General features: G+C 75.6%; 26 protein-coding genes and 1 riboswitch. Of the genes, 16 read left to right on the plus strand and 10 right to left on the minus strand.

Annotated elements, in window-relative coordinates; all coding sequences use genetic code 11:
• Positions 1-63 precede the first annotated feature (63 nt).
• From NP075_RS18015 to NP075_RS18040, 6 genes are all read right to left on the minus strand, one after another.
• Entirely contained in the window at positions 64-201 is a 138-nt protein-coding gene (locus NP075_RS18015) for a hypothetical protein (protein ID WP_227563471.1), read from the minus strand.
• 14 nt (positions 202-215) lie between these two features.
• Positions 216-290, minus strand: a riboswitch (cyclic di-GMP riboswitch).
• 190 nt (positions 291-480) lie between these two features.
• The gene (locus NP075_RS18020; RefSeq protein ID WP_227563472.1) at positions 481-651 is read right to left on the minus strand and encodes a CsbD family protein; all 171 of its coding nucleotides are present in this window, start codon (positions 649-651) and stop codon (positions 481-483) included.
• Positions 652-684: 33 nt separating this feature from the next.
• The gene (locus NP075_RS18025) at positions 685-1,284 is read right to left on the minus strand and encodes a 1-acyl-sn-glycerol-3-phosphate acyltransferase (protein ID WP_227563473.1); all 600 of its coding nucleotides are present in this window, start codon (positions 1,282-1,284) and stop codon (positions 685-687) included.
• Complete coding sequence (locus NP075_RS18030) at positions 1,281-3,575, minus strand: SpoIIE family protein phosphatase (RefSeq protein ID WP_227563474.1); 2,295 nt, start codon at positions 3,573-3,575, stop codon at positions 1,281-1,283. Before NP075_RS18030 ends, NP075_RS18025 begins: the two co-directional genes overlap by 4 nt.
• Before the next feature lie 98 nt (positions 3,576-3,673).
• Complete coding sequence (locus NP075_RS18035; protein ID WP_227563475.1) at positions 3,674-4,651, minus strand: aldo/keto reductase; 978 nt, start codon at positions 4,649-4,651, stop codon at positions 3,674-3,676.
• Positions 4,652-4,695: 44 nt separating this feature from the next.
• Positions 4,696-6,645, minus strand: coding sequence for a penicillin-binding transpeptidase domain-containing protein (locus tag NP075_RS18040; protein ID WP_227563476.1), 1,950 nt, complete (start codon positions 6,643-6,645; stop codon positions 4,696-4,698).
• Positions 6,646-6,920: 275 nt separating this feature from the next.
• Between NP075_RS18040 and NP075_RS18045 the strand changes: the two genes are divergently transcribed.
• Positions 6,921-7,574 (plus strand): GNAT family N-acetyltransferase, encoded by a 654-nt coding sequence (locus NP075_RS18045; RefSeq protein WP_227563477.1) that lies wholly within the window; start codon positions 6,921-6,923, stop codon positions 7,572-7,574.
• Between the two features lie 35 nt (positions 7,575-7,609).
• On the opposite strand, the gene NP075_RS18050 is transcribed toward NP075_RS18045, so the two are convergent.
• Positions 7,610-8,458, minus strand: a complete 849-nt coding sequence (locus tag NP075_RS18050; RefSeq protein ID WP_227563478.1) for an LLM class flavin-dependent oxidoreductase — start codon at positions 8,456-8,458, stop codon at positions 7,610-7,612.
• Between the two features lie 296 nt (positions 8,459-8,754).
• Between NP075_RS18050 and NP075_RS18055 the strand changes: the two genes are divergently transcribed.
• On the plus strand, positions 8,755-9,318 hold the full coding sequence (locus NP075_RS18055; RefSeq protein WP_227563479.1) for an ATP-binding protein: 564 nt from the start codon (positions 8,755-8,757) through the stop codon (positions 9,316-9,318).
• A 70-nt stretch (positions 9,319-9,388) separates the two neighbouring features.
• The gene (gene aroD, locus NP075_RS18060) at positions 9,389-10,171 is read left to right on the plus strand and encodes a type I 3-dehydroquinate dehydratase (RefSeq protein ID WP_227563480.1); all 783 of its coding nucleotides are present in this window, start codon (positions 9,389-9,391) and stop codon (positions 10,169-10,171) included.
• A gap of 39 nt (positions 10,172-10,210) precedes the next feature.
• Here aroD and NP075_RS18065 read toward each other — a convergent pair whose 3' ends face one another.
• Positions 10,211-11,515 (minus strand): AI-2E family transporter, encoded by a 1,305-nt coding sequence (locus NP075_RS18065; protein ID WP_227563481.1) that lies wholly within the window; start codon positions 11,513-11,515, stop codon positions 10,211-10,213.
• Positions 11,516-11,597: 82 nt separating this feature from the next.
• Here NP075_RS18065 and NP075_RS18070 point away from each other — a divergent pair, with 82 nt between their 5' ends.
• Complete coding sequence (locus tag NP075_RS18070; protein ID WP_227563482.1) at positions 11,598-12,167, plus strand: GNAT family N-acetyltransferase; 570 nt, start codon at positions 11,598-11,600, stop codon at positions 12,165-12,167.
• A 182-nt stretch (positions 12,168-12,349) separates the two neighbouring features.
• Positions 12,350-13,405, plus strand: a complete 1,056-nt coding sequence (locus tag NP075_RS18075; protein WP_227563483.1) for a serine hydrolase domain-containing protein — start codon at positions 12,350-12,352, stop codon at positions 13,403-13,405.
• 48 nt (positions 13,406-13,453) lie between these two features.
• Here NP075_RS18075 and NP075_RS18080 read toward each other — a convergent pair whose 3' ends face one another.
• Positions 13,454-13,849 (minus strand): ArsR/SmtB family transcription factor, encoded by a 396-nt coding sequence (locus tag NP075_RS18080; RefSeq protein ID WP_227563484.1) that lies wholly within the window; start codon positions 13,847-13,849, stop codon positions 13,454-13,456.
• Positions 13,846-14,493, minus strand: a complete 648-nt coding sequence (locus NP075_RS18085) for an SRPBCC family protein (protein ID WP_227563485.1) — start codon at positions 14,491-14,493, stop codon at positions 13,846-13,848. The genes NP075_RS18080 and NP075_RS18085 overlap by 4 nt, the downstream gene beginning before the upstream one ends.
• Before the next feature lie 265 nt (positions 14,494-14,758).
• Between NP075_RS18085 and NP075_RS18090 the strand changes: the two genes are divergently transcribed.
• The 11 genes from NP075_RS18090 (at position 14,759) to NP075_RS18140 (ending at position 23,878) form a co-directional block, all read left to right on the plus strand.
• Positions 14,759-15,334, plus strand: a complete 576-nt coding sequence (locus NP075_RS18090) for an alternate-type signal peptide domain-containing protein (protein WP_227563486.1) — start codon at positions 14,759-14,761, stop codon at positions 15,332-15,334.
• Between the two features lie 113 nt (positions 15,335-15,447).
• Positions 15,448-16,248 carry a hypothetical protein gene (locus tag NP075_RS18095; protein ID WP_227563487.1) on the plus strand — a complete coding sequence of 267 codons (801 nt, stop codon included), beginning with the start codon at positions 15,448-15,450 and terminating at the stop codon, positions 16,246-16,248.
• Positions 16,245-16,826 carry a signal peptidase I gene (locus NP075_RS18100; RefSeq protein ID WP_227563488.1) on the plus strand — a complete coding sequence of 194 codons (582 nt, stop codon included), beginning with the start codon at positions 16,245-16,247 and terminating at the stop codon, positions 16,824-16,826. The genes NP075_RS18095 and NP075_RS18100 overlap by 4 nt, the downstream gene beginning before the upstream one ends.
• The gene (locus tag NP075_RS18105; protein ID WP_227563489.1) at positions 16,810-17,451 is read left to right on the plus strand and encodes a sortase family protein; all 642 of its coding nucleotides are present in this window, start codon (positions 16,810-16,812) and stop codon (positions 17,449-17,451) included. Before NP075_RS18100 ends, NP075_RS18105 begins: the two co-directional genes overlap by 17 nt.
• A gap of 61 nt (positions 17,452-17,512) precedes the next feature.
• Positions 17,513-18,724 carry a sensor histidine kinase gene (locus tag NP075_RS18110; protein ID WP_227563490.1) on the plus strand — a complete coding sequence of 404 codons (1,212 nt, stop codon included), beginning with the start codon at positions 17,513-17,515 and terminating at the stop codon, positions 18,722-18,724.
• Positions 18,721-19,386 carry a response regulator transcription factor gene (locus NP075_RS18115; protein WP_227563491.1) on the plus strand — a complete coding sequence of 222 codons (666 nt, stop codon included), beginning with the start codon at positions 18,721-18,723 and terminating at the stop codon, positions 19,384-19,386. The genes NP075_RS18110 and NP075_RS18115 overlap by 4 nt, the downstream gene beginning before the upstream one ends.
• Positions 19,387-19,495: 109 nt before the next feature.
• On the plus strand, positions 19,496-20,245 hold the full coding sequence (locus NP075_RS18120; RefSeq protein WP_227563492.1) for a hypothetical protein: 750 nt from the start codon (positions 19,496-19,498) through the stop codon (positions 20,243-20,245).
• A gap of 125 nt (positions 20,246-20,370) precedes the next feature.
• Positions 20,371-21,042, plus strand: coding sequence for a hypothetical protein (locus NP075_RS18125; RefSeq protein ID WP_227563493.1), 672 nt, complete (start codon positions 20,371-20,373; stop codon positions 21,040-21,042).
• Between the two features lie 305 nt (positions 21,043-21,347).
• The gene (locus tag NP075_RS18130) at positions 21,348-21,683 is read left to right on the plus strand and encodes a YnfA family protein (RefSeq protein WP_227563494.1); all 336 of its coding nucleotides are present in this window, start codon (positions 21,348-21,350) and stop codon (positions 21,681-21,683) included.
• Positions 21,684-21,797: 114 nt separating this feature from the next.
• A complete protein-coding gene (locus NP075_RS18135) occupies positions 21,798-22,934 on the plus strand; it encodes a 6-phosphofructokinase (protein ID WP_227563495.1) in 1,137 nt (378 codons plus the stop codon).
• A gap of 104 nt (positions 22,935-23,038) precedes the next feature.
• Positions 23,039-23,878 (plus strand): class II glutamine amidotransferase, encoded by an 840-nt coding sequence (locus NP075_RS18140; RefSeq protein WP_227563496.1) that lies wholly within the window; start codon positions 23,039-23,041, stop codon positions 23,876-23,878.
• The last annotated feature ends 25 nt before the right edge of the window (positions 23,879-23,903 follow it).

The raw sequence follows: 23,903 nt of genomic DNA on the forward strand, positions 1-23,903 counted from the left end.
CAGACCGCGGCCCCCGTCACCGGTGGAGCCGGTGGCCGAGGGCCGAGTGCGGAGAGAGGTGCGTCAGGCCGCGAGTGCGTCGCGCTGCGACGGCACCGTCACCGAGGCCTCGAGACGCGCTGCGATGGCCGCCCAGCGGCCGAGGGGGATGATCTGGGGGCGAACTTCGTGCGGCTCTGCGGCGGAGTTGCGCTGGTCCATGGACGGATCCTTCGTTCGGTGGCCCGGCTGACCTCGTGGGTCCCGTGGCTTTGCGTCCCCCCCTTGCGGAGGGTTTGCCGTTTCGCTGACAACTCCGACATTAGACCGCTCTCACCGTCAACGGAAGTGGTGTTCATCACTTGTCCTGGACGCGGGCCCAATTCACCCGGTCGGGCGCAGCCGTCGGACCCCTCGCGGAGACAGCGCGACGCCCCCGTGCCGACGTCGGCACGGGGGCGGGCGGGAAGGCGGTGCGACCTGTCGTCGGCCGCGCACGCGTCAGCGGAAGGCGTCCTTGACGTCGTCGCCGGCCTGCTTGAGGTTCGCCGTCGACTGCTGCGCCTTGCCGTCGGCCTCGCGCTCCTCGTCGCCCGTCGCCTTGCCCAGCGCCTCGTTCGCCTTGCCCTGCGCCTCCTCGGCGCCGTGCTTGATCTTGTCGTCGAGACCCATGGGAGCTTCCCTTCGTCGGTGAACACCCAGACGCTAGGACGGGTCGGGCGTCCCCGCATCCGCAGCGCCCTCGTCCCGCAGGCGGGGCTCCGTGCGACGCGACGGCGTGTGACCGGCCTTGTCGGCGTAGAACGCCCGGACGACATCCATGTCCGCCCGGACGTCGCCCGTGACCGTCAGCGTCGGCCCCAGGCCCGCCGTCATCGTCGTGCGGTCCACGTAGCCCAGCGTCACCGGGAGGCCCGTGGCGCGGGCGATGCGGTAGAACCCCGACTTCCAGCCGGAGCCGGACCGCGAGCCCTCGGGGGTCACCACGAGGTAGAAGTGCTCGCCGTCCCCCAGGCGCGCGACGAGGTCCTCCACGAGGCCCGCGGGGTCGCGCCGGTCCACCGGGATGCCCCCGAGCGCGCGCATGAGCGGGCCGGCCGGTCCGCGGAAGAGCGTGTGCTTGCCGAGCCACCGGAACGGCAGCTCCGCCTCCCACGCGATCGCGAGCATCAGGACGAAGTCCCAGTTGGACGTGTGCGGCGCCCCGAGGATCACACCGGCACCGTCGCGCGGCACGCGCTCCGTCCGCAGCGTCCACCGGCTCACGCGCCAGTACGCGCGGGCGACCGCCCGGCGGGCGCTCACGGGCGGGCCCCCGCGGGCAGGTCGGCGTCCCGGCAGAGCAGCAGCAGCGTCATGTCGTCCTTCGAGTCCAGGTCGTGGCAGTCCGCCACGACCTCGTCGATGTCCACGGGCACGGTCGGGTCGGAGCGGTCGAAGTGCTCGATGAGCCGCCGGAGACCCGCCGCCAGAGCGGTCGACCGGGAGTCGACCATGCCGTCGCTGTACAGCACCAGCCCACCACCCGGCTCGATGTGCAGACGCACCACCTGCGGGTCGCCCGAGCCGACGCCCACCGGCCGGTCGACCCGCATCGTCACCAGGTCCGCACCGCCGTCCGCGGTGAGCGCGAGCGGCCGGGGGTGGCCCGCGGCGGCGATCCATGCGTCACCGCTGGACGTGTCGACGACGACCGCGACGACCGTCGCCATGTCGTCCGGCATCGTGCGCCGCGCGAGCTCGTCGAGGTCGACGAGCGCCTCGCGCAGGTCCGCGCCGCGCATCAGGTACGCGCGCAAGGCGTTGCGCAGCTGGCCCATCGCGGCCGCGGCACCGATCCCGTGGCCCGCGACGTCGCCGACGATCACCGCGAACCTGCCGTCGGGCAGCTCCAGCGCGTCGTACCAGTCGCCGCCGACGCGCCCGCCCGCCGCCGGCACGTACCGGGCCTGCAGCGCCCAGCCGGTCGGCTCCGGCAGGCGTCCCGGCAGCAACGAGAGCTGCACCGCGTGCGCCGCCGCCAGCTGCCAGCGGTTGCGCTCCAGCAGCACCTCCAGCAGCCGGCTGCGCAGGTCCTCGACGGCCCGCACGTGCTCGGGCGCCCACGGCTCGCAGCGGCCGCGCACGGTCTCGCGCCACCGGTCGAAGGACTTGCGCGGGCTGAGCCGCACGTCCGCGCCCTCGCGACGCGCGATGGCCTTGTTCTGCGGGTCCCCGCCCCAGTAGATGTCGCGCAGGTGCTCGTCACGCAGCCACACGACCATCTGCTCACCGGGCAGCCGGACCGCCAGGACACCCGCGACGCCCGGCAGCGCGGCCGCCAGCTCCGGGTCGCTCTCGGCCAGCGCGGTGCGGGTCGTCACCCGGTCCGGCTGCGCCTGCACCCACGCGCGCAGCGCACGGACGTCGACGGTCGCGTCGCCCACCGTGACCGTCCGACCGTCGGCGACGACGACGAGCCCGTGCGCGGGGACGACCGACAGCAGACCGGGGTCCTCGCCCGCGAGCGCCTCCGCGAGGCCGCGGTCCGGGTTGCGCGCCGCGGTCAGGACGCGCGCGATGTCCGCCTGGGCGGCGAGCTGGCGCTCCAGCTCACGGTCCTGCGCCCGCGCCACGAGCCGCAGCGACAGCGCCGAGCCGAGGAACTCCGCCGCGGCACGCACCCCGATCGGGACCACGTGCGGCCCCGCGTAGTGGTGGCACGCGATGAGCCCCCACAGCCGGCCGTCGCGCAGCAGCGAGATCGACATGGACGCCCGCACGCCCATGTTCCCCAGGTACTCGACGTGCACGGGCGACACGCTGCGCAGCACGGCGTGCGTCAGGTCGAGCGGCTCGCCGGACGCCGCGTCCACCCCGGGCACGAGGGGCGCCGGGGTGTACCCGACGTCGGGGATGATGCGGATCCAGCTGGTCTCGTACAGCGCCCTGGCCTGCGGCGGGATGTCGGAGGCGGGGTAGTGCAGGCCGAGGAACGAGTTGAGGTCCGCACGCCGGGCCTCCGCGACGACCTCGCCGTGGTGGTCCGCGTCGAAGCGGTAGACCATCACGCGGTCGAACCCCGTCAGCTCCCGGACCTCCTGCGCGGCCACGTCGAACAGGTCCTCGAGCGAGCCGGCGTGGTTGAGCCGCTCGAGCGCGCCGCGCACCGCCTGGTAGGTGTTGGGGAACGAGAACGGCCGCGGGCCGGTCGCCGTCTCCAGCTCGACGACCAGCAGCGTCCGGCCACCGACGGCGACGCGGTGCAGCACCGCGTCGGCCACGACAGCACCGCCGGGGCCCTCGACCTCGACCGCCACCGGGTTGCGCGCCCGCAGGTCGCCGAACGTCCGGACGTGCGCGCGCACGGCCTGCGCGGCGCCGGCCCCGACGACCGCGCCGAACGGTGCGCCCACCACGTCCTCGACCGCCAGCCCCGTGAGGTCGACGACGTTCGTCGAGGCGTGCCGCACGACCAGGTCGGGCTCGGACAGCGCGAGCAGCACGCCGTGCGGCTGCACGGACCCCGGGACGCGGATCGGCTCCTGCGCGCAGGTGTCGAGGTCGGCGGGCGGCCCCGACGCCGCCGCACCCTGCCCGGCGGCCTGCTCGCTCATCTCGCTCCGTCCCGACGCACCCGACGCGCGCCGCCCTTGCCGTGAACGCTAATCGATGCCCGCCCGGCCGCGGTCGCCGCGGGCGACTCCTCGTCCGCTCAGGTGTCGAAGGGGGCGTCGAGCCAGGAATCCGGCGGCGGGACGTGGGTCTCGAGCTCGTCGAAGAGCGCGTCCGGCAGCGGTGCGGCGGCGGCGGCGAGGGTCCGCTCGACGCGCTCGGGCCTCGACATGCCGACGATCGTGGTGGCGAACCGTTCGTCGCGCAGCGAGAACTGCAGCGCCGCGGTCCCCAGGTCCGTGCCGTGCGCCGTGCACACGGCACGCATCGCGTCGACCGCGGCCAGGACCTGCGGCGGGGCGGGCCGGTAGCCGTACGTCGTGGGCCCTCCGTGCTGGTGCGCGAGGATCCCGCCGCCGTAGACCGCGGCGTTGAGCACCCCCATGCCCTGCGCGCGCGCCTCGGCGACGAGGGGGCCCGCGGACCGGTCGACGAGCGTCCAGCGGTTGTGCACCAGCAGCACGTCGAAGACCCCGAGCGCGAGGTAGCGGGCCATCTCCTGCACGCGACCGCCCGCGAGGCCGATGGCACCGACGACGCCCGACTCCCGCAGCTCGACCAGCGCCTCGACGGCACCGTCCGGGCCCGTCAGGTCGTCGAACTCGTGGAACTCCGGGTCGTGCAGGTGGACCAGCGGCAGGTGGTCCAGCCCCAGGCGGACCCGGGACTCCTCGACCGAGCGGCGCACGCGCTCGCCGGAGTAGTCCGCGCCGTCCGGGTCGACCTTCGTGGCGACGACGTACCCCTCGGGCACGCCGCCCGCGGCGGTCAGCGCCGCGCCGATGCGCCGCTCGCTCTCGCCGCCCGAGTAGCCGTTGGACGTGTCGAGGAGGCGGATGTCGCTGTGCAGCGCGGCGCGCACGGTGTCGATGCCACGTTCCGGCGTCACGTCCTGCCCGAAGAGCTCCGGCATGCTGCCGAGCGGGCCCCCGCCGAGGGCGAGGGCGCTCACGGTCAGACCGGTCCCCGGGAGCGGGCGCAACCACCCCTCGTGCCCCGGCACGTGGCGTGCGGTCATCGTCCCTCCGAACGTCGGCGTCCCGGGGCGCGGCCCCGTGCGGCTCATCCGGCCAGGAACGCGCGCATCAGCGGACCGGCCGTCGTCGAACCGTAGTCCCCCTCCCCGACGAACACCGCGACGGCGAGGTCACCCTGGACGGCGATCATCCACGCGTGGTTCCGCAGGTCGTCGTCCCCGCCGAACTGCGCCGTCCCCGTCTTCGCGAGCACCGGCTCGCCGGGCACGTCCGCCAGCACCTTCGCCCCGCCCTCGGTGACGACGGCCCGCATCATGCCCTGCAGCGCGGCGGCCTCCTCGGCCGTGAGCGGTGTCGCGTCCGGCAGGTCCGCGCCCTCGGAGTCCTCGGGCACGTCGCCGGCCGCGTCCGCGACGAGGCGCGGGACGACGGTGCGCCCGGCCGCGACGGACGCGGCGACGGTGGCCATGCCCAGCGGCGACGCGAGCACCTGCCCCTGGCCGATGACGGACGCCGCGTGGGCGGTCGCCGACGCCTCGTCCGGGACCGTGCCGAGGAAGGCCGGGAAGCCGAGGTCCGCCTCCGGCTCGAGACCCAGCGACCGGGCCGCGGCGAGCAGGTCGCCCTGGTCGGCCAGGTCGCGCGCACCGATGAACGCCGTGTTGCAGGAGTGGGCGAACGCCGTGCGCAGGGGCACGTCGCCCTGGGCCGACGACGGGTACCCCGGGAAGTTCCGGAACGTGCGACCGTCGACGTCGACGGTCGGCGGGCAGGTCACCGTCGAGTCCGGCGTGAGGCCCCCGCGCAGGTACGCCAGCGCGCTGACGACCTTGAACGTCGACCCCGGCGCGTACTGCCCGACCGTCGCGGTCGAGAGCCCTTCGCCGCCGGGCCCGCTCGCGGCGGCCAGCACCTCGCCCGTCGACGGGCGCAGGGCGACGACCGCCGCCGCCGGCACGACGGCGCCGACGACGTCCTCGGCCCGCTGCTGCAGCGTCGGGTCGAGCGTCGTGCGCAGCGGCTCGCCGGGGACGGGCTCGCTGGTGTGCAGGACGCGCTCCGAGCCCGACTCGGCGACCGCCATGACGCCCGTGCCCGGGGTGCCGCGCAGCTGCGCGTCGTACTGCCGCTGCAGGCCCGACAGCCCCACCAGGTCACCGGCGGCGACCGCACCCTCGGACGCCTCGATGATCTCGGCCGTCGCGGCGCCGACGCCGCCCAGGATCGGTCGGGCGAACGCGCGGGTCGGCGCCAGGGGCAGCTCGTCGGGGACCACGCCGACGCCCGGCAGCCCGCCCAGGGCCGCCACGTCGTACGCCGCGTCCCCGCCGCGCACGACGATCGCCTCGACGAAGGCCCGTGGGCCGGCGCCCAGCACGCGGGTCGCGTAGGCGTCGCCGTCCATGCCGAGCGCCACCGCGAGGCCGCGTGCCGCGCCGTCGAGCTCGGCCTCGGCGACGCGGGTCTTGTCGATGCCGATGCGGGAGACGGGCCGCTTCTCGACGAGGACGGCGTCGCCCTGGCCGAGCACGTCGCCGCGCTCGGCGACCGCGCGGGTCAGGGTGAGGCGCTCACCGGCCACGAGGTCGGGCGCGAGCAGGCGCACCTCCCAGCGCGCCCGCCACGGCTGCTCCTCGTCCTCGTCGTCGCGGACGAGCTTCGCGGTCGCGGAGTACGTCCAGTCCGCGTCGGTCCCCGGCAGGTCCCACGTGACGTCGAGCCCGGCCGTGGCGGTCTTCTCGTCCTCGGCGAGCGTGACGTCGCCGACCTCCACCGTGGCGGTCGACCCGCCCAGCCCTTCGACGACGGCCGTGCGGACGGCTGCGACCTCGGCGGGCGGGGGCGCGTCGGCCGTGAACGGCACGTCCGTGAACTCCCCGGAGGCGAGCGCCGCGGCGAGCGCCTCGGCTGCAGGACGCGCGTCGGGCGTGCCCTCCGAGCACGCCACCGTCGTCGTCGCGGTGAGGGCGACGAGCGCTCCCCCCGCCGCCCACCGCCGCAGACGTGCCCGCCCCGCGCTCCGTGCCGTTCCCACCGTGTCGACCTCCTCGTCCTGGCTCCCGGGTCGCGGCCGCTGCGGGCGCGCACGCCCGCGCACGACGTCGTGGTCCGGACGAGGGAGACGGGACCGAGCCTGGCACCTCCGCCGGGCGCGAGGGGGCGCTTTGCCGTCGATCTTCACCCGTCCTCCACTCGCGGGCGCCGTCCAGGGTGCCGCCGTGCCCTCCCGGACGTGACATTCGGGACGGAACGGGACGGACGGGCACCTTCCGGTTGCACCTGGACGCACGTCCGGGACACGATGCCCTCATGGACGCAGGGGGGCCCCTTCCGGGGGAGCAGCGCGCCGCACCGTCCGACACGGTCGGGCCGCTCCACCCGCGCGACCGCGGTCAGGCCGCGGCGGTCCTCGCCGCGGCGCTCGCCGCCGACCCGGGCTACACCCATCTGTTCCCGGTGGCCGCACGGCGCGAGGGCGAGCTGCGTGCGGTCTACCGGCTGACGCTCGCCGACGGCCTGCGCCACGGGCAGGTCCTCGCCACCAAGCGCGGCGACGAGGTGACGGGCGTCCTGGCGCTGTACCCGCCGGCCACGTACCCGATGCCGCTGCGCCGCTGGGTGCGCCAGGCCGGGCGCCTGGTCCGCACCGCCGCGCTGACCAGGGAGCACAGCCCCGGGATCATCCGGTTCGGCGCGCTGACGTCGGGCGGGGTGCCGGCCGACTCCTGGTACGTCGAGGCGTTCGGGGTGCGCCCGGACCTGCAGCGGGCCGGACGCGGCAGCGCCCTCCTGCGCCGGTTCCTCGACGCCACCGACGCGGCGGGCGCGCCCTCGTACCTCGAGACGACGAACGAGACGAACCTGGCGTACTACGCCGCGCGCGGCTACACGGACGCCCGCCCGCCGGTCCCCCTCGCGGGCGGCGGCCCCCTGCTCTACCCGATGACGCGGCCCGCGGCCTGAGCACCGCACGACCCGCCCGACGGGCTCCCGCCCGATCACGGCGCGGGCGGACCCTGGCGCACGCGCTCGAGGAGCGCCTCGGGCGTCGCGGTGGCCGGGTCCCAGAGGGCGTCGACGAACCACGTCGCCCCCGCCTCCTCGAGGGCGACGACGTGCTCGCGCGCGGCCCCGCGGTCCGCGGGCAGCGCGCCGTGCAGGACGACGTCGAACGGTCCGGCGTCGGCGGGGCGGTGCTCGCGCACCCACGCCACGACCTCGGCCACGTCCTGCGGGGAGAGCTGGTCCATGGCGCGCTCGCCCCGCAGCTGCGGCACCACGCCGTCGAACCGTGCCGCGCGGCCCATGGACCGCTCCGAGGGGAAGCTGCCGACGACCCACAGCGGGATGCGGGTGCGCCCGTCCGGGCGCGCCACCGGCGTGGGACGCAGCGTGAGCCCCTCGACCGTCACGTGCGCGCCCCGGAGCTCGAGACGCTCCCCGGAGAAGGACCTGTCGAGCACCGTCAGCGCGTCGTCGAGGCGCTCGGCGCGCTCCCGGAGGGTCGCCGCCTCCCCGCTGACGGCGGCGACGGCACCGTCCATGGGCACGCCCAGCCCGACGGGGAGCACCACCCGCCCGCCCGACAGGTGGTCGACGGTGACCGCCTGCTTGGCGAACACCCACGGGCGCCGGCGCGGCAGCGCGAAGACGAGCGCACCGAGCGCCACGCGCGAGGTCCGCACGGCCGCGGCCGCGAGGACCGCCCACGGGTCCCACGCGTCCATCCCCTCGAGGTCCACGCCGTCCCACGTGAAGAACCCGTCCCAGCCGTGGTCCTCGGCGGCCACCGCCAGGTCGACCACCTGGTGCACCGTCCCGAAGCTGCCGACGAACCCGTACCTCATCCCGGTCTCCTCCTGGCTGCGGCCCTCTGCAGGGCGGTCGGCACGCGCCCGAGCGTCGCCCGTGCCCCTGCCTGCCGACGCTACGCACACCCTCCGACATCGCCGTGCCCGTGGGGCCGGTAAGGTGGCGGACCGCTGGACGCTGGTCCATCATCGCCACCCGTCGCGGCGCGCCCTCAGTGGTGGGATCGCCCGCGGGCGCCTACCGTGGCCGGGAACCCTGGGCACAGGGAGGGCGGGCCGCGAGCATCCGAGGCGCTGAGACCGGCCGCAGGGCAAGGGATCGGGGGTGTGAGATGAGCGACGAGCCGCAGCTCACGGCTCCCGCAGCCGCGCCCCCCGACACCCACGCAGCCCCCGGGCACGCCCCGATGCCGCCCCCGGTGCTGCCCCCCGACGACGCGCTGGCCCAGCCCCGGCACGGGCACAGCCTGCCCGCGTCGCACCCCCCCGACGTCTACGTCCCCCTGCGGCGCTGGGTCCTGGAGAGCCCGGAGCAGCTGCGCGCCATGCGTGCGGACCTGCGCGAGCAGCTCGCCGCGTCGGCCCCCGCGCCCGGCAGCGGCGAGGGCAGCGTGCCGGACAGCGTGGTGCTGGTGACCTCGGAGCTGGCGACGAACGCCCTCGCGCACGGGCGCCCGCCGGCGCAGGTGCACCTGCTGGTCGACGGGCACGCGGTGCTGGTCGTCGTGTCGGACGGCGACGCCGCGCACGCGCCGTTCCTGGCCGAGGGCCGCGAGCCGGGCGAGGGCGGGTTCGGCCTGCAGATCGCGCGCCGGCTGTCGTCCGACGTGGGCTGGTGGACGGACGTGGCCGGCAAGCACGTGTGGGCGACGTTCGAGGACGACCACCTCGCCTGAGCACCCCGCCGGGCGCACCGCGCCGCGGGACGACGCCACGCGGGCGCCGCGATGCGGGCAGGATCAGGGCATGACGACGAGCGACGGTGTGGTCCGGCTGCGCGGGACGCGCCTGGGTGCGGGCTCCCCGCGGGTCTGCGTCCCCGTCGTGGCCACCACGCCCGACGCGGCGGCCGCGGCTGCCCGGGCGCTCCCGCCGGGCGTGGCCGACGTCGTCGAGCTGCGGCTCGACCACGTCACGGGGTCGGCCGGCGACCCCGGCCTCGTGCGGGCCGCCGTCGCGGCCGTGCGCGCGGCGCTGCCCGCCGACGTGCCGCTGCTCGCGACGTTCCGGTCGGCACGTGAGGGCGGCGCCCAGCCCGCCGACGACGCGGCCTGTGCGCGCGTCGTGCGGACGGTCGTCGCGGGCTCGCCCGGGGCCGACGGCGCCGACGCCGTGGACGTCGAGCTCGCGGCCCCGGACGTCGCGGACCTCGTCGCGCACGCGCAGGCCGCAGGGCTCGCGGTGGTGGTGTCGCACCACGACTTCGCGGCCACGCCGCCCGCCGACGAGATCGTCGCGGTGCTGCGCCGGCAGCGCGACGCCGGTGCGGACGTCTGCAAGATCGCGGTCATGCCGCACGACGCCGACGACGTGCTGGCGCTGCTGTCCGCCACCCGCCGGTTCGCGCGCGACGCCGACCGGCCGGTCGTGACGGTCGCGATGGGCGCGCTGGGGCTGGTCACGCGTCTCGCCGGCGGGGTGTTCGGCTCGGCGATGACGTTCGGCAGCGTGGGTGCCGTCAGCGCACCGGGGCAGCTGGACGCCGCGCGGCTGCGCGACGTGCTGGACCTGCTGCACGACGCGGGCTGACGGCGGCGGGCGACGACCCGCCGCCGTCGGGGCCGCAGGTCAGGCGTCGGCCTCGGCCGGGCGGTCGTCCGACGGGCGCGCCGCGTCGTCCGCCGTGCCGGCCTCGTCCGCCGTGCCGTCCGTCTTCGGCCCCCGTCGGTGGTCGGCCCCGACCTCGCCGGGGTCGTGCAGCATGTGCGACTGCACGAGCTCGTGCCGTTGCACGTACGTCGTCGCCACGGCCTGGATCGTCGCGGCGATCGGCAGCGCCAGGAACGCCCCGAGCGCACCGAACACCGCCCCGAACGCCAGGACGACGACGAACGACACGGCCGCGTTCATCTCCAGCGCCCGCGCCGAGACCTTCGGTGCCAGCCACAGGTTCTCGACCTGCTGGTAGCCGAGGATGAACGCGAGCACCCCGAGCGCCTGCGGCACGCCCTGCGACGTGAGCGCGACGGCCACGGGCAGCGCCCCGCCGATGTACGTGCCGATCGTCGGGACGAACTGCGAGACCACGCCGGTGAACAGCGCGAGCGGCAGCGAGTACGGCGTCTTGAGGATCGCGAGGAACGCGAAGGTGGCGGCCGTCGCGATGGCCGCCAGCACGATGCGCGTGTTGATGAAGTCCGAGACCTTGACCTGCGTGACCTCCCACAGCCGCAGCACCTCGTTCTGGCGGTGGGGCGTCAGCCACCGGCAGATCGACGCGCGGAACCGTGGGCCCGCGGCGAGCAGGTAGTACGTCACCAGCAGGATCGTCAGCGCCGCGAAGACGCCGCCGAGGATCGTCGTGCCCACGAGCAGCGCACCGGACGCGACCTCGCCGCCCCACTCCTCGGCACCCTGGCGCAGCAGGTCCTCGACGTCGGGCACCGCGACGTCGAAGCGCTCCTGCACCATCGTCTGCGCCGAGACGTACAGGTCCGGCACGTTGCCGACGAGCTGGACCAGCTGCTGCACGAACAGGTTGCCGAACAGCGCGAGCACCACGATCACCAGCAGCAGGCCGCCGAGCAGCGCGAACGCCGCCGCGCCACCGCGCTTCCAGCCGTGCCGCACCAGCCACACCACGATCGGCTCGAGCGCGAGGGCCACGAAGAACGCGATGAGCAGGTTGACCAGCAGGCTCTGCAGGGCGCCCAGCGCGTTCCACGCGAAGATCCCGACGAACACGGCGACGACCACCATCGCCAGCGCCTTGCCCCACCAGCGCGGCGGGCGGCGCGCGTCGTGCTGCAGGGGCATCGTGCCCTCGTCGCCGGGAGCGACGGGCGCGCCGAACACCGGCTGCGTGGCGTACGTGCTCCCGGCCGGACCGGCCGTCCTGTCCCTGCCGGGGGCGGGTGTGGCTTCGGTCGTCACGTGCGTGTCCTCCGCAGGGCGATGGCATCGGGCGTGCTGTCGGGCACACCCTAGGGGCGCCGGCCCGCGCTAGGGTCCTGACATGCCCGCCGCCGGCCGCGATCCCACCCGCGCGCCGGTCGACGTGCGCGTCGGAGGCGTGGCCGACGCCGCCGCGTGCGCGGCGGTCTACGCGCCCTACGTGCGCGACACGGTGGTGAGCTTCGAGGCCGAGCCGCCGACCCCCGCGCAGATGGCCGAGCGCATCGCCGCGGCGCTCGTGGCGCACACGTGGCTCGTCGCGCAGGTCCCCGCCGGCGCACCGGACGCCGGCCGGGTGGTGGGCTACGCGTACGCCGGGCCGCTGGCCGCGCGGCCCGCGTACCGGTGGGCGTGCGAGACGAGCGTGTACCTCGAGCCGGGCACGCTCGGGCGGGGCACCGGCCGGGCGCTGTACACGGCGCTGCTCGACCGGCTCACGGCGATGGGGTACCGGCAGGCCGTCGGGGTGTACGCCGAGCCGAACCCCGCCAGCGCGGGCCTGCACGCCGCCCTCGGGTTCGAGGTCGTGGGGACGCACCGCGCGATCGGCTTCAAGCACGGTGCGTGGCACGACGTCACCCGGGTGCAGCGGCCGCTGGGTCCGGGAGGCACGACGCCCCCGTCGGGCTGACGAGCTGCGGCTTCCCGTGCCGTCTGCCGGGACGACCCCGCGTGCTCCGCCGCTGGGGTACGGCGACCGCCGGCGGGCGAGGTCGCACGTCATCACGTACTCGTCCGCGAGCGCGGTCGGCGGGCACGGCGCGCGAGGAATTGCGCTGCCGCCGCAGCCCGCGGCGTGGGTAGCGTCGCGGCATGGGTGACGACGCGGGGCTCCGGCAGGCGGCTGACGACGCGGTCGCGGCGGTGACCGCGGACGCGGACGAGCACGTGGGTCTGGTGGCCCGCGTGGTGCGCGGTGGCCCGGCGGCGCCCCCGTCGTCCCCCGACGTCCTGCTCGACGCCGCCTGGGGGCTCGCCGACCGCCGCCACGGGCTGGGGATGACGCCGCGCCACCGGTTCGCCACGGCCAGCGGCTGCAAGGGGTTCACGGCCCTGGCGGTCCTGTCGCTCGTCGCCGACGGCACCCTCGGCCTCGCCACCACGGCCCGCTCCCTGCTGGGCGCCGACCTGCCCCTGATCAGCGACGACGTGACCGTCGAGCACCTGCTGAGCCACCGCTCCGGCATCGGGGAGTACCTCGACGACGACGCCGACGTCAGCGACTACCTCATGCCCGTGCCGGTGCACGCGCTGGTGGATCCCGAGGACTACCTGCCGATCCTCGACGGGTTCCCGCAGGCGTTCGCGCCGGGCACCGGCTTCGCGTACTGCAACGGCGGGTTCGTCGTGCTGTCGGTGCTGGCGCAGCGGGCGGCGGGCGTGCCGTTCCACGAGCTCGTGCGCACGCGCGTGCTGGAGCCGGCGGGCATGACGTCCAGCGGCTACCCCCGCTCGGACGCGCTGCCGGGCGACGCCGCCGTCGGGTACGTGCGCGTCGACGGGCAGTGGCGCAGCAACGTGCACCACCTGCCGGTCGTGGGCGGCGGGGACGGCGGCGCGTACACCACGACCCTCGACATGGAGCAGTTCTGGGACGCGCTGCTGGGCGGGCGGATCGTGCCGGACGACCTGGTGGCGCGCCTGCGCCGGGCACCGCAGGGGCCGGGCGGGCCGGGTGAGGGCTACGCGTACGGCCTGGGGCTGTGGCTGCGCGACGGGGGCGCGCTGGTGCTGCAGGGCGAGGACTCGGGGGTGTCGTTCTGGTCGGCGCACGAGCCGGCGACGGGGCTGACGTGGACGGTCGCGGGCACGACGGCCGACGCGGCGTGGCCGGTGGTGCGGGCGCTGCGGGAGGCGCTGGCGGGCTGAGCGTCCGGGTCGTTCTCGTGCGAAGCGTTGCTGCCGGATCCCGGCGCGTCACGCTGGCAGGCCCGCGGCAGAGGTCGTCGGCGGGTCGCCCTGCGCCTCACTGCCGGCACGCCGCTCCCGCCGTCCGCGCACCAGCTCCGTCTCCAGCGCGTCGAGCGGCTGCGCGAACGGGTCGAGGAACCCGGCGAGCCAGTCCTCGACGACGCTCAGCGCCTGCGGCTCGACGCGGTAGAGCCGCCGCGGCCCGTCGGCGCGCACCACGACGACGCCCGCCTCCCGCAGGACGCGCAGGTGCTGGGACGTCGCCGGCTGGGAGATGCCGAACTCCTCGCGGGCGACCGCGACCAGCTCCCCGGCCGCGCGCTCGGCACCGGCGAGGTGCTCGAGCAGCCGCCGGCGCACGGGTTCCGCGAGCGCCGCGAGGACGAGGTCGACGCGGCTCACGCCTCGGGGGCCGCCGTTCCCGTGTAGAACGCGAAGGTCCGCTGCCCGGCTGCCTCGGCGGAGGCGGGCTCACGTCCGTCGGCGGCGTCAGCCTGCGCCCAGCCGTCGGCGGCGCGCCGGACGAACGCCTGACCCTCGGGCGTCGTCGGCCACTCCTCGCCCACGCCCTGCGCGATCGCCTCGCCGGTCGCCAGGTGCGCGGCGAGCCCCCACAGCGCGAGGTCCCACCCGACGCCGACCGCCCCGGGGCCGAACTGCTCCCAGAACTGCGGGTCGACGTGCGCCTCGTGCCGCAGCGTCAGCTCGGTGCCGCCGTCGGCCGGCGCCAGCAGGACCTCGACCCAGCTGACCTGGTCGCCCATCTCCCAGGTCAGTGAGAACCGCTCGGGCTGCCGGCACTCCTCGACGACGCCGCCCGCGTTGCCCTCGACCTGGTAGCGGCCGCCCTCGCGCAGGTCGCCGGTGACGGGCGCGAACCAGCGCGGCAGCCGCTCGGGGTCGGTGAGCGCGTCCCACACGTCGTCGGGGGCCGCGCGGTAGAGGCGGCGGGCGACCGCGATCTTCGTCGGGGCGTCCCCGCGCTCACCGCGGTGCAGCTCCCGCGCGACCAGGCCCGCCTGCTCCAGTGCGTCGATGCCGGTCATCGTTCCTCCGTCCGCCTCGCGGATGCGAGGGCATAAGTTTGTGCTTATACGGTAGCCGTGCCCGGGCGGCGACGTCCAGCCCTCCCCGTCCCCGATCGCGGCCACCGCGCGGCACCACCGCTCGGGTTTTCCCTAGCCCGCCCACCCGCGCACCCACCCCGCGTCGCACGCTCGGTGGTGACGCCCTGACCAGGGCGCGGCGGGCGGGACCGTCTCCCGCCGACCCGGGCGGGGACGGTCCCGCCGGTAGAGGAGGGAACGACCCATGAACAAGAGGACCAAGGGCCTCGTCGCGGGTGGCGCCGGTGCGGTGATCCTGCTCGGCACGGCGGGCACCTTCGCGCTGTGGAGCGACTCGGACACCGCGCCCGGCGCCGTCGTGACCGGCGGCCAGCTCGAGCTGACGGCGGGCGACACGACGTGGACGGCCACCGACATCAGCGGTCAGACCCCGGTTCCGCTGCCGGGCACCGGCAACGACGTCCAGCTCGTCGCCGGCGTCGAGCTCACCGGCACCACGACGATCACCCCGGAGCTCGCGGGTGAGTACCTGGTCGCCGAGCTCGCCACCCCCGCGCCCGAGAACGCGGTCCCGGAGTGGCTCACGGTGACCTGGACGCTCGGCGGCGAGGTCGTCGGGGACGGCGACGCGTCGATCAAGCTCACGCCTGCCGACTTCAGCAACAGCTCCGCGGCGCTCGACCTGGCGGTGAGCATCCGCCTGGCGGACGACCTGCAGACGGACGCCGACGGCATCGACCTCACGGACCCGGCGGCGTACACGTGGGACTCCGGTGACTTCACCGTGACCCTCACGCAGCTCCCGCCGTCCCAGAGCTGACCACGCGCGACCAGGGCCGACCCCCTGTGCCGCACGCTCGCCTCCGGACCGCTGCGACCCAGCGGTCCGGAGGCGAGACCGCATGACCTGACCTCGACCTCGCAGGAGGCGACATGTCCCGCACGCGCAGGATGACGACCGCAGCGGCCGCCGCACTGGCCGCCGTCCTGGGCGTCGGCGTGGTGACCACGCCGGTCGGCGCGACCACCGCCCTGTGGCAGGACCAGGTCCAGCTCCCCGGCGTGACCGTCGTCGCCGCGCCGACGGCCGACGAGCCGCCGATCGTCGTCGAGCCCGAGGAGCCGCTCGACCCCATCGAGCTGCCACCGGGGCACGCGCTGGCGTTCTACTACGCCGTCACGCTCGACCTGAGCAAGTACGAGCTGCCGATCTTCCTCGGGCTGGAGCACGGGTGGTCGACGGTGAGCGGCAGCGCCACGCAGTTCCAGAGCACCCTCAACGAGTACTGGGTCGACGGGTCCCCGACGTCGGTCCTGTTCCAGAACCAGTCGTTCACGGCCACGGGCAAGGCGCAGACGTGGCACCTGTTCTACCGCGAGGGCGACAACACCCGGCCGGCCGGCTACGCGGAGACGCCGGTGCCGGCGGGGACGACCTCGATCACCATCCGCTTCAGGGTCCACGCCGTGCACTACGACTACGCCCCCACCGCCAGCTTCCTGCTCTCCGGCGGCAGCGGTGCCGCTTCCTTCTACTCGCCCGACGCCACCGGGGCGCCCAGCGCCGAGCCGCTCTTCCAGGTGCCGTACACGCTGCCCGACCTCTACTGGAACGGTGCGGCGGCTGGCGGTGCGCTGAGCATCGCCGCGGAGCAGCCGGCCGCCCAGCCCTCGACCCCGAGCGCTGCGGGCGCGGAACCGACGTCCGACGAGGACCTCGGGGCGAGCCCATGACGACGACCACGGACGCGTCGGTCGTCCCCACCACCGGGGACGCGGCCGGCGCGCCTCGCCGTGCGGGGCGCGTCGGCTCGGCCCTCCTCACCGCGGTCATGGTCGTGCTCCTCCTCGTCGCGGCCGTCGTCACGGTGGTCCCGCGCCTGATCGGCGCGGTTCCGCTGACGGTGCTCTCCGGATCGATGGAGCCGACCATCTCCGCCGGTGACCTCGTGGTCGTGCGTCCCACCGACCCTGCCGACCTGCGCATCGGGGACGTCGTCACCGTGCAGCCCGTGTCGGACGACCCCACGCTGGTCACCCACCGCATCGTCGGTGTCACGCACGGCAGCGACGGGATCGCAGGCTTCGTCACCCAGGGCGACGCCAACGAGCACGCCGACGAGCCGGTCGTCCCCGAGCAGGTGATGGGCCGGGTCGTGTACACCGTGCCGCTCGTCGGCCACGTCACGCACGGGACGTGGGGCCCGTACGTCGCCGCCGCCGTGGGCGTCGGGCTCGTCGTGTACGGCGTCGTCATGGTCGCCCTCCCGCGCCGCGACCGCGAGGAGGTACGCGATGGCGCCCGCCCGTAGGCGGGCGTGGCACGCGGTGCGGACGACGGTCGCGACGGCGGCCCTCGTGGCGGCCGCCGTCCTGCTCGTCATGGGCCTCACGACCGGCGCCGGCACGGCGACGCTGCCCGACCTCGACGGGCGCCCGGTCGTCGTCGAGGAGGCCCCGGACGTCGAGGGCGCCGACCTGCGCCGCACCGGCGGCCGCTTCGTCGTGCCCGCGCACGGCGTCGACGTGCCGCTCGTCGAGATGACGGTCACCGGCGGGACGCTCAACCCGCCCACGTTCACCGACGCGTTCGTGCTGCGCGACCCGGACCGCGTGACGCCGCAGGGCACCCGGCCGCTGGTCGTGGCCCTGCACGCCGTGCGCGCCGGGCGGGCACCCGGCAACGCGTTCTTCGAGCCGGGCTCGCCCGACCCGGCGGTGCTCGTGCAGCCGGGGGCCGAGCTCGTGGTCGACGGCGTGACGTACGTCGTCGAGCGCACCGAGGTGCTCGGCAAGGCGCAGGCCGCGCGGTCGCAGGACATCTGGGGAGCCCTGCCCGACGGCGGCGACCGGCTCGTCGTCCTCACGTGCCTGCAGCGCAGCGACGCGACCGGGCACGCCGCCGAGAACCTCGTGCTGCACGCCGTCCGGGCGTAGGCGCACAGCACCGCCCCGGCGCACGCCGCGCCCCCGTACGGCCCCGGTGCCACGATGAGGCGTGACCGGCCACCCGCCGCGGGTCGATCGTGGTGCCACCGACACGGACGAGCAGGACCTGCTCGTCCGCCTCGTCGTGCTGGGGATCACGATGCTCGCGGTGAGCTCCGCCGTGGACGTGCTGCCCTGGACGATCGACGACATCGTGTCCCTCGGACGCGGCGTCGCCGAGCCGCCCGAGGAGACGACCACCCTGCGCCTCCTGGCCCTGGCCTTCGGGGGCATGACGGTCGCCGGGGCGGTCGCCGCGGCCGTCCTGCAGCGGGTGCCGGTGCTGCGCCGGCCGCTGTGGCAGCGGGTCGTGCTGGTCGTGGCGCTGGGCGCGATGATCGGAGTGGCGCGCATCGGCGCCGTGGCCCTCGGCCTGCCCGCCCGCATGCCCCCGGTGTTCGGGGTCGTCGAGACCGTGGTCGGGGCGAGCCAGGCCGCCGTCGTGATCGGCGCCGCGATGTACTTCGTCGGCACCCGGCGACGGATCCGCGCCGAGGAACGTCTGCGCATCCGCGAGACGCTGCGCGCCGAGCGCGCCCGCCGGCAGCTCGAGCAGGAGGAGCTGCGGGTCCGCCGCGAGGTCTCGCACCGGCTGCACGGCGGCCTGCAGCAGCGCATGGTCCTGGTCAACCGCGAGATCGAGGAGATCCGCGACGACCTCGCGCGCGCCGGCGAGACGGACCTGGCCCGGTCCCTGACGGAGCTGTCGGCGACCCTGGACGACATCCGCGAGTCCGAGGTGCGTGCCGTCGCGCACCAGCTCTACCCGCTGGCGGCCGACGTCGACCTGCCGTCGGCGCTCCTGCTCGCCGCCGACCGCCTGCCGCCGTCGGTCCGCATGCACGTGACGTACGAGCCCGGTGCGGAGTCGCTGTACGTCGGGCGGCGCCTGCCGGCAGCGGACCGCATGCTGCTGTACCTGATCGTCGAGGAGGGCACGTCCAACGCCGTGCGCCACGGGGACGCCGAGAACATCTGGGTCACCCTGGGCACGGACGGCGGCGACGGGCCGCACGAGCCCGACGCCGCCCGGGTCCGCGTCGACGACGACGGGTCCGGCCTGACCGACGACCCGCCCCGCCTCTCGGGCCTGGCCGCGCTCCGCACCCGGGTGCTCGCGCGTGACGGTGACCTCACGCTGCTCCCTGGACCCCGCGGGGGTGCGCGGCTGACGGCGAGGCTGCCGCTCGCGGTCCGGGTCGACGACGGGAGGAGGCCGTGAGCAACGGCGGCCGCCCGCTGCGCGTGGCCGTCGTGGAGGACGAGGCGATGCTGCGCGGCCTCCTCGAGGCGCTCCTGGCCGGGCAGCCGGGCATCGACGTCGTGGTCACCGTGGCCGGGCACGAGCAGGCGCTGCGGGAGGTGCGTCCGGGCGAGGTGGACGTCGCGGTCGTCGACATCGACCTCGGCGACGGCAACGGGATCGCCCTGGGCTGGTCGCTGCAGCAGCGGGACCCGCGCCTGCGGATCCTGCTCATCTCCAACTACAACATGCTCGCGCTGGTCCGCTCGGTGAGCGCGGACGCGCCGACGCCGTGGAGCTACCTGTCGAAGCGCTCGTCCGCCCAACCGGGAGAGCTGGTGCGGGCTGTCGCGGCCGTCGCGCACGGGCAGGTCGTGATCGACCCCGCGCTGGTCGACAGGTCCGTCGCGATGTCGGACACGCCGCTGGCACGGCTGTCCGCCGCGCAGTTCCGGGTGCTGCAGCTCGTGGCCCAGGGGCAGAGCAACGACGCCGTCGCGCAGGCGCTCGACATCTCACCCAAGGCCGTGGAGGCGCACCTGAGCAACATCTACCGGCTGCTCGACCTGCCGCCCGGTGCGAACAACCGCGTGGCGGCGGTGCTGGCCTTCCTGCAGCAGTCCGTCCGTCCGGAGCCCTGACCCGGCGGTCGGGTTTTCCCTAGGTCGCGTCCGGCGGGGCGCCCCGGACGCGCGACCGTGGGAGGACACGTCCGCGGGCGCGCCCGCAGGAGTCCGAGGAGGCGCGAGCATGAACAGGCGTCGAGTGCTGGTCGCGGCGGCCGTGACGGCGCTGGCGCTCGCCGTGCCGGTGACGGCCACGGCGGCCGGCACCACGCCGACCGCGGTGCCGACGGCGTTGCCGACGACGGTCATGACGCCGGTGCCGACGCCGGTGCCGACCGGGACACCCGCAGCGGGCGCGAGCCCGGGAGGGAGTGCGCCCGCCGACCCCCGACCCGAGCCGACGTTCGGCCTGACGGTCGGTGCGCAGGACCGGGTGGGGTCCGGGTCGCTCTTCGGCATCCGGACGATCGCCCCGGGGTTCGACGAGACCCGCGACGTCGTCGTGCGCAACGACGGCTCCGTGCCCGGAGAGCTCGTCCTGTCGGTCGTCCAGGCCCGGCTGCACCAGGAGCCTCGGGACGACTTCTTCGACGACCTGACGGTCAACGGCGTCACCGCCTCCGACCTCGCGGGGCAGGACACGGTGATCCACACCGAGCTGCTCGCACCGGGTGAGTCCGCCGTGGTCCCCGTCCGGCTGGCGTTCGCCGAGGCGAGCACGAGCGGGAACGCGGCCGAGGTCGGCGAGGAGACGTTCAGCTTCTGGCTGCGTGCCGACCTGACCGACGCCTCGGGGCGGGCCGACGTGACCGGTCCGATGGCCCAGACCGGTGGTCTGGCCCGCGCCGCCGGGCCCTGGCTGGTGCTCGCCGCGGGTGCGCTGGCCCTCGCGTGGGCGGTGGCCGACCGGCGCCGGGGCGTGCCGACGGACTGACACGGCGTCCGGCAGGGGGACGGCGTCCGGCACGGGGACGGACCTGGCACCGGGTCCGGCACCGGGCCCGCGCGACTCGCCCGCTGCCCCTCGACCAGCCGGGCCGCACCCGGCACGCTGGGTGGGTGCTCCTGCCGCCGAAGGTCGCCACGGGTGTCGCCGACGGCTCGGTGACGCTCGCGTTCCGCCGCTGGCAGCGCGCCGACGTGCGCCCCGGCAGCCGGTTCCGCACGCCCGCGGGCGTCGTCGAGGTCACGTCCGTCGACGTCGTCGACCCGGGCGCGCTCACCGACGCCGACGCGCACGCCGCCGGGCTCCCGGACGCCGCGGCACTGCTGCGCCTGCTCGACCCGCAGGCCGTCGCGCGGCGCCGCCGCACCGCGCGGTACGGCCGCACACCCGTCGCCGACGCCGCGGTGGCCGGCACGACGGCGCCGGACACGACGGGCTGGCCGGTGTACCGCGTCGGGCTCGCCTGGTCCGGGCCCGACCCCCGCGAGGCGCTGCGCGACGACGCCGACCTGACCGACGCCGACGTCGCCACGATCGACGCGCGCCTCGACCGGCTCGACCGCGCGTCCAGCCACGGCCCGTGGACGGCCGCGACGCTCGACGTCATCCGCCGGCGCCCGCACGTGCGTGCCCCCGACCTCGCCGCCGAGCTGGGCCGCGAGCGCGACCCGTTCAAGCTCGACGTCCGCAAGCTCAAGGGCCTGGGCCTGACGCAGAGCTTCGACGTCGGCTACGCGCTGAGCCCGCGCGGCGAGGTGTACGTGTCACGCACCGACCGCCACTGACCCACCGAGCGACCACTGGTCACCGGGGCCACCCTCCCGGTGACCACTGGTCACTTGGGGCATCCCACAGCGCCCGCACACCCTCCCAACTGACCAGTGGTCACCGAGAGGGCTCCCCAACCGACCAGTGGTCACCAGGCCCTGCCGCCGAGTGACCACTGGTCACCTGGGCATCCCACAGGGCCCGCACACCCTCCCAACTGACCAGTGGTCACCGGGAGGGCTCCCCAACCGACCAGTGGTCACCCGCTGCGGTGGTCGCCGGGCGACGGGGACACTCGTCCGACCCGACGAGAGGCCCACCCATGACCGTCCTGCGCTCGATCCTGCTGTTCGTCGCGGCCGCGGGCCTGGAGATCGGCGGTGCGTGGCTGGTCTGGCAGGGCATCCGCGAGCACCGCGGCTGGGTCTGGGTCGGGTTCGGCGTCATCGCGCTGGGCCTGTACGGCGCGGTGGCGACGCTGCAGCCGGACGCGAGCTTCGGGCGGATCCTCGCCGCGTACGGCGGCGTGTTCGTCGCGGGGTCGCTGCTGTGGGGCACGGTCGTCGACGGGTTCCGACCGGACCGGTGGGACATCACCGGCGCCCTGGTGTGCCTCGTCGGCGTCGGGCTGATCATGTACGCGCCGCGTCCCGCCTGACGCACCACCGCCCCGACCTGCGGTGTCACGCACGCCCCGCGTTGTGCCCCGGCCCCTCGCCCACGACACTGTCGGCACACGGCCGGCCCCCGCCGGCCCGGCACCGGAGGCGGCATGACGCGGACGAAGGCGAAGCGGGTCGGGATCCTCACGGCGGGCGGCGACAGCCCTGGCCTGAACGCCGCGATCCGCGGGTTCGGCAAGACCGCGATCGCCCACTACGGCATGGAGCTGATCGGCTTCCGCGACGGCGTCACGGGCCTGGTGGAGAACCGGTACGTCGAGCTCGACGGCAAGGCCCTGTCCGGCATCCTCACCATCGGCGGGACGATCCTGGGGACCAGCCGCGACAAGGTGCACCGCTACTCGGTGGACGGCGGCGAGCCGCAGGACATGGTGCCCACGGTCGCCGAGAACTACCGCGAGCTGGGCCTGGACGCGCTCATCATGCTGGGCGGTGGCGGGACCGCGAAGAACGCGATGCGCCTGGTCGAGGCCGGGCTGAACGTCGTCCACCTGCCCAAGACGATCGACAACGACATCGCGGAGACGGACACGACGTTCGGGTTCGCCACCGCCACCGAGATCGCCACCGAGGCCGTGGACCGCGTGCACTCCACGGCGCACAGCCACCACCGCATCATCCTCACCGAGATCATGGGCCACCGGGCGGGCTGGCTGACGCTGGCGGCCGGGGTCGCGGGCGGGGCGGACATCATCCTCATCCCCGAGATCCCCTACACGATCGACTCGGTCGCCCAGACGATCCGGCGCCGGACGGCCCACGGCTCGTCGTTCTCGGTGGTCGCCGTCGCCGAGGGCGCCCGGGACGTCGAGGACACCGCCGACTACGAGGCGGCGCAGCTGCTCGTGAAGTCCGCGAAGACCCCCGAGTCGCGGCGCGCGGCGAAGAAGCACCTGGCCCACGTCGAGGACGGGCAGCGCGAGCACACGTTCAAGCTGGCGCGCGAGCTCGAGGCCGCCACGGGCCTGGAGACGCGCGTGACGATCCTCGGGTACGTGCAGCGCGGCGGGACGCCGTGCGCGGCGGACCGCCTGCTCGCGACGCGCCTCGGCGCGGCGGCGGCGGACCTCGTGGACCGCGGCGAGTTCGGCGTCATGGTCGCCGCGCGTGGTGACGACGCCGTCCCGGTGCCGCTGGCGGACGTGGCCGGCAAGGTCAAGCTCGTCCCGCCGGACCACGCGTGGGTGCGCGCCGCACGTCAGGTGGGCACCGGGCTGGGCGACTGAGCGCACCCCCTCCCCGCGCCCCCGCAGCCCTGGCGCTGCGGGGGTGCGCGGGCCAAGGTGAACGCAGGGGTCCGCGCCGCGCGGGCCGCGGCGAGGGGGCCGACATGTGCCGATGGCTGGCGTACTCCGGTGCACCGGTGACGCTCGACGACCTGCTGTACAAGCCTGCCAACTCGCTCGTCCTGCAGAGCAGGCACAGCCACCTGGGCGTGGAGCCGACCAACGGCGACGGGTTCGGCGTCGGCTGGTACGACGGCCACGCACCGGAGCCCGGCCTGTTCCGCAGCACCGAGCCCGCGTGGAACGACCGGAACCTGCGGGAGCTGGCGCGCCACGTCCGCTCCGGCACGGTCTTCGCGCACGTCCGGGCGACCACCGGCACCGCGGTGCAGCAGACCAACTGCCACCCGTTCCGGCACGACCGGTGGCTGTTCATGCACAACGGCTCCCTGGACCGCTTCCCCACCTACAAGCGTGACCTGCAGCTCGCGGTCGACCCGGCACTCTTCCCCACCATCGAGGGCACGACCGACTCCGAGACGGTGTTCCACCTGGCCCTCACCGCGGGGCTGACCGACGACCCGCCGGCCGCGATGGCCGTCGCCGTCGGCCAGGTCGAGGAGGCGGGGCGCCGCCACGGCGTCGACTTCCCGTTCCAGGGCACGCTCGCCGCGACGGACGGTCACCGCATGTGGGCGGTCCGGTACTCCTCCGAGGGCCGCTCGCGCTCGCTGTTCCGCAACGCCGACGTCTCGGTGCTGCGGCAGCACTACCCGGACCACCCCGCGTTGCACGAGCTGTCGGACGACGCGCGGATCATCGTGTCCGAGCCGCTGGGCGAGCTGCGCGGGGCGTGGCTCGAGGTCCCGGAGGGCACGTGCCTGGCCGTCGACGGCGCGGACGAGGAGCTGCGCCCGTTCGAGCCGGCGCCGGCGACGACCTGATCCGCGGCGCCCGCACCGTGCCGGG

Origin of the sequence: Cellulomonas wangsupingiae (assembly GCF_024508275.1) — a bacterium.
Lineage (GTDB): Bacteria > Actinomycetota > Actinomycetes > Actinomycetales > Cellulomonadaceae > Cellulomonas > Cellulomonas wangsupingiae.

Coding starts and splice junctions, on each gene's coding strand:
- NP075_RS18015 (WP_227563471.1), bottom strand. CDS start 201: ATGGACCAGCGCAACTCCGCCGCAGAGCCGCACGAAGTTCGCCCCCAG.
- NP075_RS18020 (WP_227563472.1), bottom strand. CDS start 651: ATGGGTCTCGACGACAAGATCAAGCACGGCGCCGAGGAGGCGCAGGGC.
- NP075_RS18030 (WP_227563474.1), bottom strand. CDS start 3,575: ATGAGCGAGCAGGCCGCCGGGCAGGGTGCGGCGGCGTCGGGGCCGCCC.
- NP075_RS18035 (WP_227563475.1), bottom strand. CDS start 4,651: ATGACCGCACGCCACGTGCCGGGGCACGAGGGGTGGTTGCGCCCGCTC.
- NP075_RS18045 (WP_227563477.1), top strand. CDS start 6,921: ATGGACGCAGGGGGGCCCCTTCCGGGGGAGCAGCGCGCCGCACCGTCC.
- NP075_RS18050 (WP_227563478.1), bottom strand. CDS start 8,458: ATGAGGTACGGGTTCGTCGGCAGCTTCGGGACGGTGCACCAGGTGGTC.
- NP075_RS18055 (WP_227563479.1), top strand. CDS start 8,755: ATGAGCGACGAGCCGCAGCTCACGGCTCCCGCAGCCGCGCCCCCCGAC.
- aroD (WP_227563480.1), top strand. CDS start 9,389: ATGACGACGAGCGACGGTGTGGTCCGGCTGCGCGGGACGCGCCTGGGT.
- NP075_RS18070 (WP_227563482.1), top strand. CDS start 11,598: ATGCCCGCCGCCGGCCGCGATCCCACCCGCGCGCCGGTCGACGTGCGC.
- NP075_RS18075 (WP_227563483.1), top strand. CDS start 12,350: ATGGGTGACGACGCGGGGCTCCGGCAGGCGGCTGACGACGCGGTCGCG.
- NP075_RS18085 (WP_227563485.1), bottom strand. CDS start 14,493: ATGACCGGCATCGACGCACTGGAGCAGGCGGGCCTGGTCGCGCGGGAG.
- NP075_RS18090 (WP_227563486.1), top strand. CDS start 14,759: ATGAACAAGAGGACCAAGGGCCTCGTCGCGGGTGGCGCCGGTGCGGTG.
- NP075_RS18095 (WP_227563487.1), top strand. CDS start 15,448: ATGTCCCGCACGCGCAGGATGACGACCGCAGCGGCCGCCGCACTGGCC.
- NP075_RS18100 (WP_227563488.1), top strand. CDS start 16,245: ATGACGACGACCACGGACGCGTCGGTCGTCCCCACCACCGGGGACGCG.
- NP075_RS18105 (WP_227563489.1), top strand. CDS start 16,810: ATGGCGCCCGCCCGTAGGCGGGCGTGGCACGCGGTGCGGACGACGGTC.
- NP075_RS18120 (WP_227563492.1), top strand. CDS start 19,496: ATGAACAGGCGTCGAGTGCTGGTCGCGGCGGCCGTGACGGCGCTGGCG.
- NP075_RS18130 (WP_227563494.1), top strand. CDS start 21,348: ATGACCGTCCTGCGCTCGATCCTGCTGTTCGTCGCGGCCGCGGGCCTG.
- NP075_RS18135 (WP_227563495.1), top strand. CDS start 21,798: ATGACGCGGACGAAGGCGAAGCGGGTCGGGATCCTCACGGCGGGCGGC.
- NP075_RS18140 (WP_227563496.1), top strand. CDS start 23,039: ATGTGCCGATGGCTGGCGTACTCCGGTGCACCGGTGACGCTCGACGAC.